Annotated in this window: 11 protein-coding genes; 9 read left to right on the top strand and 2 right to left on the bottom strand. The window is 56.7% G+C overall.

Annotated elements, in window-relative coordinates; all coding sequences use genetic code 11:
* The first annotated feature begins 4 nt into the window (after window positions 1-4).
* The 9 genes from HY788_02170 to HY788_02130 all read left to right on the top strand — a co-directional run bounded on the left by HY788_02170 (window position 5) and on the right by HY788_02130 (window position 11,237).
* Window positions 5-1,303 (top strand): SLBB domain-containing protein, encoded by a 1,299-nt coding sequence (locus HY788_02170; protein MBI4772982.1) that lies wholly within the window; start codon window positions 5-7, stop codon window positions 1,301-1,303.
* A 6-nt stretch (window positions 1,304-1,309) separates the two neighbouring features.
* Window positions 1,310-3,793, top strand: a complete 2,484-nt coding sequence (nuoG, locus tag HY788_02165; GenBank protein MBI4772981.1) for an NADH-quinone oxidoreductase subunit NuoG — start codon at window positions 1,310-1,312, stop codon at window positions 3,791-3,793.
* A gap of 11 nt (window positions 3,794-3,804) precedes the next feature.
* Window positions 3,805-4,797 (top strand): NADH-quinone oxidoreductase subunit NuoH, encoded by a 993-nt coding sequence (gene nuoH, locus HY788_02160; GenBank protein MBI4772980.1) that lies wholly within the window; start codon window positions 3,805-3,807, stop codon window positions 4,795-4,797.
* 69 nt (window positions 4,798-4,866) lie between these two features.
* Window positions 4,867-5,430: an NADH-quinone oxidoreductase subunit NuoI gene (gene nuoI, locus HY788_02155; protein ID MBI4772979.1), complete on the top strand. Its 564-nt coding sequence runs from the start codon at window positions 4,867-4,869 to the stop codon at window positions 5,428-5,430.
* 11 nt (window positions 5,431-5,441) lie between these two features.
* Window positions 5,442-5,978: an NADH-quinone oxidoreductase subunit J gene (locus HY788_02150; GenBank protein MBI4772978.1), complete on the top strand. Its 537-nt coding sequence runs from the start codon at window positions 5,442-5,444 to the stop codon at window positions 5,976-5,978.
* Complete coding sequence (nuoK, locus tag HY788_02145) at window positions 5,975-6,280, top strand: NADH-quinone oxidoreductase subunit NuoK (GenBank protein MBI4772977.1); 306 nt, start codon at window positions 5,975-5,977, stop codon at window positions 6,278-6,280. Before HY788_02150 ends, nuoK begins: the two co-directional genes overlap by 4 nt.
* A gap of 9 nt (window positions 6,281-6,289) precedes the next feature.
* On the top strand, window positions 6,290-8,146 hold the full coding sequence (locus HY788_02140) for an NADH-quinone oxidoreductase subunit L (protein MBI4772976.1): 1,857 nt from the start codon (window positions 6,290-6,292) through the stop codon (window positions 8,144-8,146).
* Between the two features lie 197 nt (window positions 8,147-8,343).
* Window positions 8,344-9,825, top strand: a complete 1,482-nt coding sequence (locus HY788_02135) for an NADH-quinone oxidoreductase subunit M (GenBank protein MBI4772975.1) — start codon at window positions 8,344-8,346, stop codon at window positions 9,823-9,825.
* Window positions 9,822-11,237 carry an NADH-quinone oxidoreductase subunit N gene (locus HY788_02130; protein ID MBI4772974.1) on the top strand — a complete coding sequence of 472 codons (1,416 nt, stop codon included), beginning with the start codon at window positions 9,822-9,824 and terminating at the stop codon, window positions 11,235-11,237. The genes HY788_02135 and HY788_02130 overlap by 4 nt, the downstream gene beginning before the upstream one ends.
* A gap of 53 nt (window positions 11,238-11,290) precedes the next feature.
* Here the strand turns inward: HY788_02130 and cydB are convergent, their stop codons facing one another.
* Window positions 11,291-12,286, bottom strand: coding sequence for a cytochrome d ubiquinol oxidase subunit II (gene cydB / locus HY788_02125; GenBank protein MBI4772973.1), 996 nt, complete (start codon window positions 12,284-12,286; stop codon window positions 11,291-11,293).
* Window positions 12,287-12,319: 33 nt separating this feature from the next.
* Window positions 12,320-13,666 carry a cytochrome ubiquinol oxidase subunit I gene (locus HY788_02120; protein MBI4772972.1) on the bottom strand — a complete coding sequence of 449 codons (1,347 nt, stop codon included), beginning with the start codon at window positions 13,664-13,666 and terminating at the stop codon, window positions 12,320-12,322.
* Window positions 13,667-13,834 lie beyond the last annotated feature (168 nt).

Below are 13,834 nucleotides of genomic sequence, written 5' to 3'. Positions count from 1 at the left end.
TCCCATGGGCGAGCTCGTACTTCTCAAGAACTACAGGCCGGACAGACCCGCGACGATTGATGAGTATCGCCGGAGCGGCGGTTACGAAGCCCTTACCAAAGCGGTTCTGACACTAAAACCGAACGAGGTGGTTAAGCAGGTCAAGGACTCCGGACTGCGGGGCCGGGGGGGCGCCGGCTTCCCCACGGGAATCAAGTGGTCCGGCGTTCCCGAGACGGCTCCGTTCCCGAGATATGTGGTGCCCAATACGGACGAGATGGAACCGGGAACCTTCAAGGATCGCGTTCTGGTCAATGCAGATCCTCATCTGGTTATAGAGGGTATCGTGCTGGCGGCCTACGCCATTTCAGCGCAAAGGGGGATCTTTTTCGTCCGTCCTTCTTATGAAATGGATGCGGAACTCATCGAGAGGGAACTTGAAGTCGCCAGAAATGCCGGATACCTCGGAGATCGTATTCTGGGAAGTGAGTTTTCCTTCGACATCACCGTCCATCGGAGCGCGGGCCGATACATTTGCGGGGAAGCCACGGCTCAGATCAACGCCATCCAGGGTAAGCGACCGCATCCTGTGAAGGGCGGTCCCCACATGACCGAAGAGGGCCTGTGGAAACGGCCGACTCTGGTAAACAATGTCGAAACACTCTCCTGTGTGCCGTACATACTGAGACACGGACCCGATTGCTTCAAAGGCCTGGCAAAATCGGAGAAGGGAGCGGGAACCAAGCTCTATACCGTTTCGGGGAAGGTCTGTCGGCCCGGTTGCTACGAGATGCCCATGGGCACGCCCCTGAGCGAAATTATCGAAGGCCCCGCCGGAGGCATGCTCCCGGGTGCGGAGTTCAAGGCGTGCTTGCCGGGAGGCGCCTCTACCGGGTTTATGTCGAAAGAATTCTACCACACCCAGATGGACTTCGACCCCCTGAAGAAGGCGGGGCAGCGACTTGGCACCGGCGCCATCATCGTTTTCGATCGAGACACGTGCCTGGTCGGCGTCACTCTGAACCTCATCCAATTTTTCGTTCGCGAGTCCTGCGGGTTCTGCACGCCTTGCCGGGAGGGATTGCCTTTTGTCCTGGATCTGCTTCAACGAATCGAAAACGGAGAAGGGGAAGAATCCTTCATTCCCATGCTGCGCGAAATGGCGTCGTTTATGGATCACGCTTATTGCGCCTTTGCCCCCGGGGCGGCGGCGTCCGTTCACCACCTGCTGAAGTACTTCATGGATGAGGTGCAGGAACACATCAGCCGGAAGCAGTGCCCTTTCAAGTCAGGCGGGCCGTCAGTGGAAAAAAGGGAGGAATGAAATTTCGTGCCAAAGCTGACCATTGACGATCGGGAAGTCGAGGTTCCAGCCGGAACCAAGGTGATCCAAGCCGCAGAGCGCCTCGGCATCATGATTCCCCGTTTCTGCTACCATGAGGCTCTCGGATCCTTAGGAGCCTGCCGCATGTGCGCCGTGAAATTCAAAGAGGGTCCGGTCAAAGGCATAGAAATGAGTTGTATGGTGGAAGCCGAGGACGGCATGGTGGTTTCCACCGTGGACCCCGAGGCCGTATCGTTCCGAAAATGGATCATTGAATGCCTCATGTTGAATCATCCCCTCGATTGCCCTGTGTGTGACGAAGGAGGCCACTGCCTCCTCCAGGATGAAACCGTCTCGGCAGGCCACGGGATCAGACGTTATCTTGGGAAGAAACGCACCTATCGGGACCAGGACCTGGGTCCTTTTGTGCAGCACGAAATGAACCGATGCATTCACTGCTGGAGATGCCGGCGCTTTTATCAGGATTTTGCGGGTTATCGCGACCTGGGAGCCATGCAAATCGCGAACCATACCTATTTCGGCCGATTCCAGAGCGGGCCTTTGGAGAGCCCCTTTTCCGGGAATCTCATCGACCTCTGCCCCACAGGCGTATACACGGATAAACCCGCCCGCTTCAAGGGCCGCCGGTGGGACTTCGAACGAGGTCCTTCCTTGTGTATTCATTGTTCCCTGGGATGCAACACCTCGGGCAGCGCTCGCTACCGGGAGATGGTACGGCAGGAAGGTCGTTTGAACAAAAAGGTAAACGGCTATTTCATTTGTGACCGGGGGCGTTTTGGTTTCGATTTCGCCAACCACCCCGATCGCATGCGAAAAGCGCGGGTGGGCGACCGGGAGGTTCCCTGGGAGGAAGGGATTCGGGCGGCCGCCGACAGGCTCGACCGGATCGGCCGCGAGGCCGGAGCCGAGGCTGTGCTTTGCGTCGGCTCGGCTCGATGCAGCTTGGAAACCCAGGGTGCGCTCAAGCGCCTTTGCAGGCTCTCGGGTTGGCCGGATCCCAGGTTCTTCGTGGAGCCTGCCATCTTGAAAAAGGTCAAGACTGCGGTGACAAAGCTGGACGAGCAGGTGGCCGTTTCCATGCGGCAGGTCGAAGACGCGGACTTCATTCTGGCCCTGGGCGCCGATGCCGTCAACGAAGGTCCCATGCTGGCCTTGGCCATGCGTCAGGCCCAACGCAAGGGTGCAACAGTGGCGGTGATAGATCCAAGGCCCGTTTTTCTCCCTTTCCCCTTCTCTCACCTGGCCGTTAAGCCGGATCACATAGACCTTTACGCCGCCATGATCGGCAAACGTGCTCTCGGTGGGAATGGAGCCAAGGGCCTGAGCAGGAACGCGGCAAGGTTCCTCGAATCCCTTCCCGAACATCACCGGCAGAACCCGGAATTGGAAGCCCGCATCGAGGAAGTCGCCGAAAAACTCGGGACCAGCAAAAGGCCCGTGATCGTGTGCGGCACGGACATTGTCAGAGAACTCACACCTGTACTGGCTGCCGACCTTGCCTATCTTTTTCATCAAGTCACGGAGAGAACCGGACTCTTCTACCTCTTGCCCGGTCCCAACGCCTTTGGGGCCGCCCTATTGTCTTCGGCGCAGGATCAAAGCGCGGTGACCGATACGCTGGAAACGGGCAAAGTCAAAGCCTTGGTCCTAGTAGAACAGGATCCTTTCCGGCTCTACCCCGATCGCGGACGACTCGAACAGGCGATGAAGAAAGTGGAATGTCTCATCGTCCTCGACTATATCCCTTCTCGCTCCGCCGGGACGGCCGACGTGTTCCTGCCGACGACCTCCCTTTTTGAGCGCACATCGTCCAGCTTTGTGAACCAGGAAGGCAGACCTCAGGAGGCCCGGCCCATCCACCGGGGGGGCACACCCATTTCACGGATCAGTGGGGGAAGCCATCCGCCCAGAACGTTCGAGGATCACATTCCCGGCGGGGATCCCAAGGCGGCCCATGAGGCGCTGGATGAACTGTATTCGGCCCTCTCGGGGCAAAATCACGGAACCCTCCTGAAAAACCTGTGGGATTGGCTGGCCAGGGAACATCCGGTCTTCAATGCGCCTCTCTCTTCGCCGAATGGGGATCGTTTCGTGCCTCGTGAGATCTCGAAGGATGATTTTTCTTTCTCCAGGATCGGGGACATCGAATCCGGCGGAGAGGGAATGGAACTGGTGCTCACGGATTGGACGTTCGGGACGGAGGAGCTCTCCTCCTATTCCCGTATCGCCCGGAGGGGTGAATCAACTCCAACTCTTTTCCTGCACCCTGATGACGCCGCGAGGCTGGGTCTGATGGAGGGAGATAAAGTGGCCCTTCGATTGGACGGAGGGGAAGTGGTTTTTCAGCTCGGCATCGGGTCGAGTATGGCGGTCGGCGTGGTCGTGGCGCCCAGGCACCGTCAGGTGGAATGGCGGAACTTAACGGATTGGCCGGCGTTCGTGCCGGACGATCGCATTCATAAAATGTAGGGATCCAAGCGATGCACCTCGCCCTGGGAACCGTCCTGCTCGTACTGAAGATCGTTTTCGTGCCGGTGGCGCTCCTGCTGGGGGCCGGCTGGCTCATCTTAGGGGAGCGCAGGCTGTTGGGATGGATCCAGATCCGTCTGGGTCCGAACCGTGCAGGCCCGTGGGGCCTCCTCCAGCCCGCGGCCGACGTCGTAAAACTGCTGACCAAGGAAGATCTCGTGCCCGAGGGAGCGGACCGGTGGATTTTTCTCTACGCTCCCGCTGTGGTTGCGGTAACGGCCATGCTGATGTTCGCCGTGGCGCCCTTTGGAGACACCTGGACGTTTTTTGGAATGCGATTCCCATTGATCGTCACCGACCTCAACGTTGGACTGCTCTTTGTGCTGGCCCTTTCTTCCATCAGTGTCTACGGCGTGGCCCTCGGGGGATGGGCGTCGAATTCCAAGTTCAGCCTGTTGGGTGGGATCCGAGGGGCGGCCCAGATGATCAGTTATGAACTCTCTCTTGGTTTGGCGCTGGTTCCTGTGGTCATGTTGGCCCAATCATTCAGCCTTGTGGATATCGTACAGGCTCAAGCCAAGTATCCGTTTATCCTGGTTCAGCCGGTTGCGTTTCTCATCTTCTTCATCAGCTCGGTGGCTGAAGCAAAGAGGATTCCCTTTGACCTGCCGGAAGCGGAAAACGAACTGGTGGCCGGTTACCACACGGAGTACAGCGGCATGCGCTTCGCTCTTTATTTTCTCGGGGAATACGTCACCGTGATCGTTCTGGGTGCTCTCGTCGCGGTGTTCTTCCTGGGAGGCTGGCGAGGCCCCTTACTGCCGCCCGTGCTCTGGTTTTTCCTGAAAGTGGCGGCCGTCGTGTTCGTCTTGATCTGGCTCAGAGGAACGCTGCCCAGGCTCCGATATGACCAGCTGATGCACCTGGGATGGAAGATTCTGATCCCGGCGGCCCTGCTCAACATTGTGGCCACCGGGGGCCTGGCCTTGCTCATTAAAGGATAATCCTCACGGGCCAATGGAACATAGGGTATCTTCGGACATAGGCAATCTGCACATCTCAGCGGGAAACACATGACGGACAACAAGAAGAAAGACGGGTACGTTCAGCAGACCATCGAGATCTTCCAGGGCCTGACCCAAGGCATGGGTACAACCTTGGTCCATCTCTTTCGCCGAAAAATTACGGAGGAATACCCGGAATACAAGCGTCCGCTGCCCGAGCGAACGAGGGCTAGAATCATTCTTACCCGTGACCCGGACGGCGAAGAACGTTGTGTGTCGTGTTTCCTCTGCGCCGCCGCCTGCCCGGTAAGCTGCATCTCCATGGAGGGAGAAGAGCGCGAGGACGGCCGCCGCTGGGCCCGATGGTTTCGCATCAATTTCGCGCGTTGCATCTATTGCGGACTGTGCGAAGAGGCGTGTCCCACTCTCGCCATTCAACTGACCCCCGACTTTGAATTCTGTGACAGAGACATCCTCAACCTGGTGGCCGAAAAGGAAGACCTGCTGGTAGACCACGGCGGCAAGAACGGAGAGTACAATTTTTATCGATACGCCGGGGTGACGATGGTGGGAGACAAAGGTTCTCACATCAACGAGGAAGAACCCGTCAACCTGAAAAAGAACCTGCCCTGAAGGAGGGAAGCGTGAGTCTGCAGCCGGCGATATTCTACTTTCTTGCGGCGTTTATTCTGGTGTCCACCGGGCTGGCGATCACCCGGAGGAACCTGGTGCACGTAGTGGTGTTTCTGATCTTCTCCTTCCTGGGCAGCGCCATGCTCTTTTTCCTTCTCGGGGCCCCTTTTCTTGCCGCCCTCGAAGTGATCATTTACGCGGGCGCCATCATGATCCTTTTCCTTTTTGTGATCATGATGCTCAGGGTGGACCTGGCCGAAAAGACTGGCCTTTCTCTGCGTCGGTGGCTGCCGTCGATCGTGATCGGTTTCCCGTTTTTGGCGCTCTCGGCCTTGGCCGTGTTCAGGGAACCCGGCAGCGCCGAAATCCTGAAGTCCGCCACGGTGGGGCCGGGGGGATTCGGCCGTTTTGTCTTCGAGCGTTACTGGCTGGCCGTTGAAATCATCTCCATCCTTTTGCTCCTGGCTCTTCTGGCCGCCGTCCTGGTGGGAAGAGGCGGGAACCAGAAAGCAAGTCCTACCGAAAGCGAGGCGGGAGAAGAATCATGATCGTTCCTTTCAACCATGTCTTAATGCTGGCGGGAGCCGTGCTGTTTCTTGGGCTGATATGTGTCCTGACGCGTCGTAATCTGATCATGACCTTGATCGGCATCGAGATCATGATGAACGCGGCAGCCATTGCGTTTGTTGGTGCGGCGCTGCACTGGCAGCGGATCGACGGCCAGGCGTTTGTTCTCTTCATCCTTGGGGTGGCCGCAACAGAGGTCGCCGTTGGACTCGCTCTGGTGGTCGCAGCCCACCGGATCACAGGATCCGTTGATCCGGACCGGTACGACTTTTTGAGATGGTAGGCGCCTGATATGACCCCGCCCGCGGATTTCAATTTTCTGACGACGGCAACGGCCTTGGGTTCGCCCTTTGTCGCTTTCCTGGTGATCATGATTTTCACGAGAGCGTATCCTCGTGTTTCCGCAACTCTGTCCATAGCCGGCGTGGGTATCTCGATGGCCGCCGCGCTTGTGCTCCTTTCGCGCCTAGGGTCCATGGCACGACCCATCGAGTATTCCGCCCTCTGGTACAATGGCGAAGGATTTTCTCTCTTTTTCGGGTTTCTGCTCGATCCCTCGAGCCTGATCATGTTCGCCCTGGCGGCCGTGATCTGCTTTCTGGTGCAGATGTACTCTCTGGGATACATGCGCAAGGACCCGGGATTTTCACGTTACTATGCCTTTCAGTCCCTCTTTGCCTGGTCCATGCTTTCTCTCTGCGTGTCCTCTTCCCTGCTCCAGCTTTACATTTTTTGGGAGATCGTGGGGTTGTGCTCGTATCTGCTCATCGGCTTCTGGTATGAAAAGTTCAGCGCCACGCAGGCCGGAAAGAAAGCCTTTGTGATGACCCGCCTAGGGGACGCCTCTTTCTTCCTGGGCATGCTGCTGCTGTTGGCGCATTTGGGCAATGTGAGCATCATTCAACTGAACGACCCGCTTGCGGCGAGCCGGCTTTCGCCTGCCTTCCTGACGCTTTCCGTTCTGCTCATATTCGGGGGCGTCATTGGGAAAAGCGCCCAGTTCCCCCTCCTAACGTGGCTGCCGGACGCCATGGAAGGACCCACACCGGTCAGCGCCCTGCTGCATTCCGCCACTATGGTGGCTGCCGGTGTTTTTCTGTTCAACCGCCTCTTCCCTTTTTTCAGCCATTCCCCCACCGCCATGACGGTCTGCCTCGCCGTGGGCACGCTCAGCATGCTCATGGCCGGCACGATGGCCATGGTGGACAATGATATCAAGAAGGTATGGGCCTACTCCACCATCAGCCAGCTGGGATACATGGTAATGGGCCTTTCGGCGGGCAGTTCCTTCGCCGGTTTCTTTCATCTGACCACGCACGCCACATTCAAGGCGCTCCTGTTTCTATGCTCCGGCGTCTGGATCCACTATTTCGAGACCAATGATATCTACGAGATCGCTAAGAAGAGAGGACGAAGCCTGAAGATACCGTTCGCTTGCACCATCCTGGCGGCGGCGAGCCTTTCGGGATTCCCCCCTTTTTCAGGGTTCTTCAGTAAAGAAATGGTTCTGTCCGCCCTGCTCGAAAAACCCAATCCAGTGTGGTTTCTGGCCGGCCTGCTGGGTGTCTTCATGACCGCCTATTATGCCTTCCGCCCGATCTTCATTATTCTTTTTCCTCGGATAACGGAATCTGTGAAGAAGGAGCACCTTTCGAAAGGGCCCTACCGGGCCATGGCCTGGCCTCTGCTCTTCCTCGCTGCGGTGACTACAATGCTCGGCTTTTTCAAAAGCACTTTCGGAAACTTCCTTGGTGTGGAAGCACCGCAGGAGCACCCCTGGGTTGCGCCGGTGAGCGTCTTCTTGGCGGCTTCCGGAGTGTTCCTGACGTGGTGCGAGTTCGGCAGAAACGCGGCTTCACAGATCGGCTTTGTGGAACGGTTTCCTGCGGTGAAAAGGTTCTTCCTGAAGCGGTGGTTCCTGGACGACCTGTACGCATTTCTGCTGAACAAGGTAGTCTATCGGGTCTTCGCCGAAAATTTGCATCGGAACGACCAGAAGGTCATCGATGGGGGGATCGATGAAATTTGTCGCTTTACCATAGAAAGCGGCAGAATCCTTTCCTATGTACAGGCGGGTCGTGTGCGGTTCAACCTGATGGCGATGTTTCTCGTTCTGGCGCTGGTCGGTCTTTACTTTTTCCTGGCTTAGAATACGGACATATTCGACATGCTTATATCTCGGCTCTTGAAAGCGTTATCTCTATACCGTTTAAAACAAAGTCCGACATATCAACCCGGTGTTTCTTCGTGGGGCGCATTGAAATCATCGACTTTGTCGGCTCACGGTTCGTTTGACGAAAGCGTTTGGCAATGGCCAAGGGGCGTATATCCTAGGAAGATCGCCGCATGAATGTATCCCTCGCAACGTTTCCTTTTCTGTCCGCCACGTTGCTCAGTTGCATCGTGGGGCTGGTGACGATTCTGCTGATTCCCGGCCGGCGGAAGGATCTCATCCGGTGGGTGAGCGCCTGTTTTTCCGGTATATCCCTGGTTCTCTCCATCTATCTTTTCGCGGCCTATGACAGAACCCAGGGGGGGCTTCAGTTCGTGGAAAAGATCACCTGGGTGAAATCCCTGGGGATCCAGTACTTCAATGCAGCCGACGGCTTCGACCTTCCGCTGATCCTGCTCACCGGAATCGTTCACTTCACGGGCGTACTCTCCATGTGGGAACTGGAAAGGCGAGTGAAAGAGTTCTTCGCCTTGTACTTCGTTCTGGTGACCGGGGTTTTCGGTTTCTTCATGAGTATGGATCTGTTCTTTCTGTTCGTATGGTACGACGTGTCTCTTTTTCCCATGTATCCGCTCATCGTCATATGGGGCTCCACCCGCAAGGAATACGGGGGCATGAAACTCTTTCTCTACCTCCTTTTTGGAAGCGCGCTCATCCTTCCTGCGATGATCTATCTTTTCGTTCAATCGGGCGGAGTCGGATTCGACATCCCTAGCTTGATTCAGCCGGGGACTTTCAGCCCTTTTCAACAGAAATTCGCATTCCTTTTTCTCTATTTAGGATTCGGCATCCTGGCGGGCGTTTGGCCTTTTCACACATGGTCGCCCTCCGGCCACGTGGCCGCTCCCACATCGGTCAGCATGGTTCACGCCGGCGTGCTGATGAAGCTGGGCGCATTTGGCGTGCTGCGGGTCGCCATTTTTCTCTGTCCGCTGGGATGGGAGTACTGGGCTCCATGGATGGCCGTCCTGGCCACCATCGGCATCATCTACGGCGTGCTTGTCGGATTGGTGCAGAAGGACCTCAAATTCGTGGTGGCCTATTCCAGCGTTTCGCATATGGGGATTGTCGGGCTCGGTCTAGCCACAGTCACGGCGGAAGGCCTTAGCGGCGCCGTGTTTCAGATGTTTGCCCACGGCATTATGACGGCCCTTCTCTTTTCCTCGGTGGGATATTTCCACGACAGGACCGATACAAAATCCATACCCGAACTCGGAGGCATGAGCCGAATCATGCCCGTGGCTTCCACCTACTTTATTGTGGGTGCTCTTGCGGGTATGGGGGTCCCGGGGTTCGCCAATTTCTGGGCGGAACTGACCGTCATCCTCTCCTCATTGAGAGTCTATCCAATCAGCGGGGTGACGGCCATTCTGGCCCTCGTCGTAAGCGCCCTCTTCATGCTGCGGGTTGTCCAGCAGACCTTCTATGGTGCAACAAACGAACGTTTCGCCAAGTTGCCTGATGTGACTCCGGGTCTGGGTGTCCCTCGAATCATCCTGATCGCGACTTTACTTCTGTTCGGATTTTTCCCCTCTCTGATGCTGGATCTGATCCACGCCTCCGTGTTCCCCTTTATGGAGGGCTTACCGAAATGACCTGGATCATCGCCGCTCCCGAGCTTTATTTCCTTTTCACGGCCGCCGTGTTTTTCACCTTCGCCATGATCTCCAGGCCCAACGCCAAACGAGACTACATCACGGCTCTTGTTCTCGCGCTGCCGGCGGTTTTGGTGACCTTGGCCTGCGTGAAGCTTCACGGGGGTTTTTCCCAGTTCTACCGGGTCGATCTCTTTTCTCAGATATTCAAGGTCTTATTGGCCATGGGTTTTTTCCTGATCGTCTGCATCTGCCTCCAGCTTCACGGCATCAGGGAAGAGCGCCACCCGGAGTTCTACCTTCTTCTGTCCGTCTGCACCCTTGCCATGATGGTGCTCGTAAGCAGCGTTGACCTGCTTACCATCTACGTGTCTCTGGAACTCAGCAGTTACTCTCTTTATATCCTGGTGGCCCTTAGGAAAGGGAATGGCCACTCCTTGGAAGGGGGGATCAAATATTTTCTCATGGGCGCCGCCGTTTCCGCCATCATGCTATTCGGCATGGCCTTGCTTTACGGCGCCTGTGGAGAGACCAATGTGTCGGCGATCGCGAACGCCCTTTCAGCCGACATCGCTTCCCCTATGCTGGTGATCGGGCTGATGCTCACGCTGTGCGGTTTCTTTTTCAAGCTGGCCGTGTTCCCCTTCCACTTCTGGGCGCCCGGCGTGTATCAAGGTGCGGCGAATCAGGTGACGGCGTACATCGCCACAGCCACAAAGGCGGCGGCCGTCGCCCTTCTGCTGCGGTTTGCGACCGTGGGCGCGGAAAGCGTCTACCTCGTTCACATTCTCGTGGCCCTGGCTATCGCTTCCATGACCCTCGGCAACCTGGCGGCCATTGGTCAGAAGGATCTGAAGCGTCTCCTGGCTTACTCCACCGTGGCCCAGGCAGGGTACATCCTCATCGGGATCCTCTGTATGAGCGAGAGCGGGTTCGCAGCGGCCATCTTTTACGCCGCAGCCTACCTCATGATGAACTTCATCTGTTTCGTGGTGGTGGTGAAGGTGGGTGAGCAGGGAGGCAACGTGCTGGTCTCCGGCCTGGCAGGGCTGCACCGCCGTTCGCCCTTACTCGCCGTTTCGATCATGGCCGGCGTCTTCAGCCTGGGCGGCCTTCCCCCTACCGCCGGGTTCACGGGGAAGTTTCTAGTATTCACTGCAGCTATGGAAAAGGGCTATTTTTATCTCGTTCTCATCGGTATGTTGAATGTGCTGGTCTCTCTCTACTACTATGTGCTGGTGGTCAAAGCGGCCTACTTTCTCGACCCGGAGGAACCGTTGCCCGCCATCGAACTCTCGTTCCCGACCAAGCTGCTGCTTGTCGCAATCGTTATCTCGCTCCTCGTGGGCGGAATGTATCCGGATATTTTCTACGGACCGGCCTTGGCGGCGGCAAGAGCCCTCGCAGGTTAGTACGAAATGCGATCGAGCCCGGATCCTGCCCTTTCACTCTCCTTAACAGGCTGTTAAGCTTTGACTTTACCCCGGAAAACCCGGTGGGTGTACGTGGTATAGAACACCATGACTGGGATCAGTATTCCCGTGACCACAAGCATGAAAGCCAACGTTCCCGATGAAGCGGCCGCTTGATGCACGGTAATGGGAGAAACGACATGGGGAATCATGTACGGATACACGCTTATCGATAGAGTGACAAAACTAAAAACCACCGTGACGGCATTCCAGAAAAAGGGAGCGGCCTCCCGAGTTCCGCGCAAACTGCGGAACAGCATGAAAAACGCAAGGGCGGTCAGAGAGGCGGCGAGCACTCTATAGAATGCATCCGGCAAGAACGTCCATTTCCCCGCAGCATAGGAATATCTCATATTGATCCAGAGGAGGACTACTGAGGAGAGGACCAACGTCACAGTAAACAGGAACCGGGCATAGCCAAAGACTCGTTTCTGTAAGTCCCCCTCCGTTTTGAGGACAAGGTAATTGCATCCCAGCAGGACATAGCCTGCCACGACCCCAAGGCAGACAAGAAAAGAGAGGGGATTGGCCCAGTCCCATACACCGCCCGCAAAATGGCCGTCCCTGACATGAATTCCTGAAAGCAGGCCCCCCAGGAGCAGGCCCTGCGCCATCCCGGCGACCAGACTCCCCGCGCCGAACATTCTAGCCCAGAGACGCTTGCTCCGCGAATGTTCGTGAAAATCGAGGGCAATCCCTCGAAATATCAGGCCCACCAGCATGAGCACCGCAGGGATGTAGAGTGCGGAGAACAGGATGCTGTAAAACAGAGGGAAGGCGCCGAACAGCATACCACCAACAACGACGAGCCAGGTTTGGTTCGTGTGCCAGATGTAACCCACACTCTCCATCATGGCCTTTCGGTCTTCGTTCTTGCCGGGAAAGAGACAGAGTATTCCCACACCCAGCCCAAAACCGTCGCTTACCACATAGTACAGAAGAAAAAAGCCTATGATTGCGAGCCAGAGACCGGCAAGCGAGAATTCCATATCTTTCCCCCTTTCTCAAACCCCGATCTAAACCTACTCAACTCCCTCGGGTCCCCTGTTGACGATATACCCGGCGAAGAGCAGAAAAGCGATGAACAATACCGAGTAGATCCCTGCAAAAACCAGAAGGGATGTTCCTATGGGATAGGCCGGCAAAGGGCTGGCGGCCTCGTGCGTGCGCAACACTCCATAGATGACCCACGGCTGGCGTCCGACCTCGCGGGTCACCCAGCCCGATTCCACGGCGACATAGCTCAAGGGCAGAGCCGCCATCCATGACAACAGGAGCTTCTTTTGCTCCGAGATGACGTCCGGCCTTAATCGACCTTTCCGCCACGCCCACAGCGTCCAAACCATCAGGAAAAAGAAGAGAAAGCCCAGACCGGCCATAACACGGAAGGAATAAAAGGGAAGCCAGACCGGAGGCTGGTCTTCCGCCGGAAAGTCCCGTAACCCCTGGACTCGGCCTGTGAACGATCGGGTAACAAGCAGACTCAGTCCGTCGGGGATTGTGATGGCCCAATCGTTGTCTTGTTTGGACTCGTTGGGCCACGCCAGCAAGTTCCAGGATGCGCCTTCGCCTTCGGGATTGGTGCGCCAGTGCGCCTCCATGGCGCTCAGTTTGGCGGGCTGGGTTTCCGCGACCTTCTGTCCCGAGCCGTCTCCAAGATAGATCTGCAAAGGGGTAATGACGATGGCGGCAATGACCATGATCCTGAAAGATTTTAGAAAGAAGTCCACGTGACGCCTCTTCAGCAGGCGCCAGGCGCTAATGGCGCCTACCACGAAGATCGTGACTTCGAGGCAGGCTACCCACATGTGGGAAACCGCCCATGGCAGGTCCGGATTCAGAATGGATTCGAGGTTGCTCGTCGTGAAAAAACGGCCATCTTGAAAGACGCCTCCGGCGGGAGTCTGCATCCAGGCGTTAGCGGACATGATCCAGAAAGCGGAAAGCGAGGAGCCAAAGGCGACCATTGAGGTAGCAAAGAGGTGGACCCGGGGAGAGACCCTTTTCCAGCCCCACACCATAATGCCGAGAAAGGCGGCCTCCAGCATAAACGCCATGGTCGCCTCGAATCCCAACAAATGGCCGAAGATATCCCCCCCGGCTCCCGAAAAGACGCTCCAGTTGGTGCCGAACTGGAATTCCATCGGAATGCCCGTGATAACGCCCACGGCAAAATTCAGAACGAACAGCCTCGTCCAGAAACGGGCATGCCGGTAATAGGCTTCTTCTTTGGTCTTGAGCCACAGGGCTTCCATCAGAACGATGAACAGGCTCAGTCCTATGGTCAGAACCGGCCAGATGATATGAAACATGGCCGTAAAGGCGAATTGAAGCCTGGACAACATGACGTGATCGAGCAGGATTTCCATGGTGAACGTCCTCCTTTAGCGAACAGCGGGTCGTTACTGATGGACGGAGAACATCATCCCCGAACGGGACGCTGATTCATAGGGGCGAATCCTGGCTCTTTGTCTAAATAAGTGTGTAGGACCGAGGAGCCCTTTCGAGTAACGGGGTTCCTTTCAAAGCCGCCCAAG

The organism is Deltaproteobacteria bacterium (genome assembly GCA_016208165.1).
Taxonomy (GTDB): Bacteria; Desulfobacterota; Desulfarculia; order JACQYL01; family JACQYL01; genus JACQYL01.
This window is presented reverse-complemented; position numbering and strand designations above follow the sequence as displayed.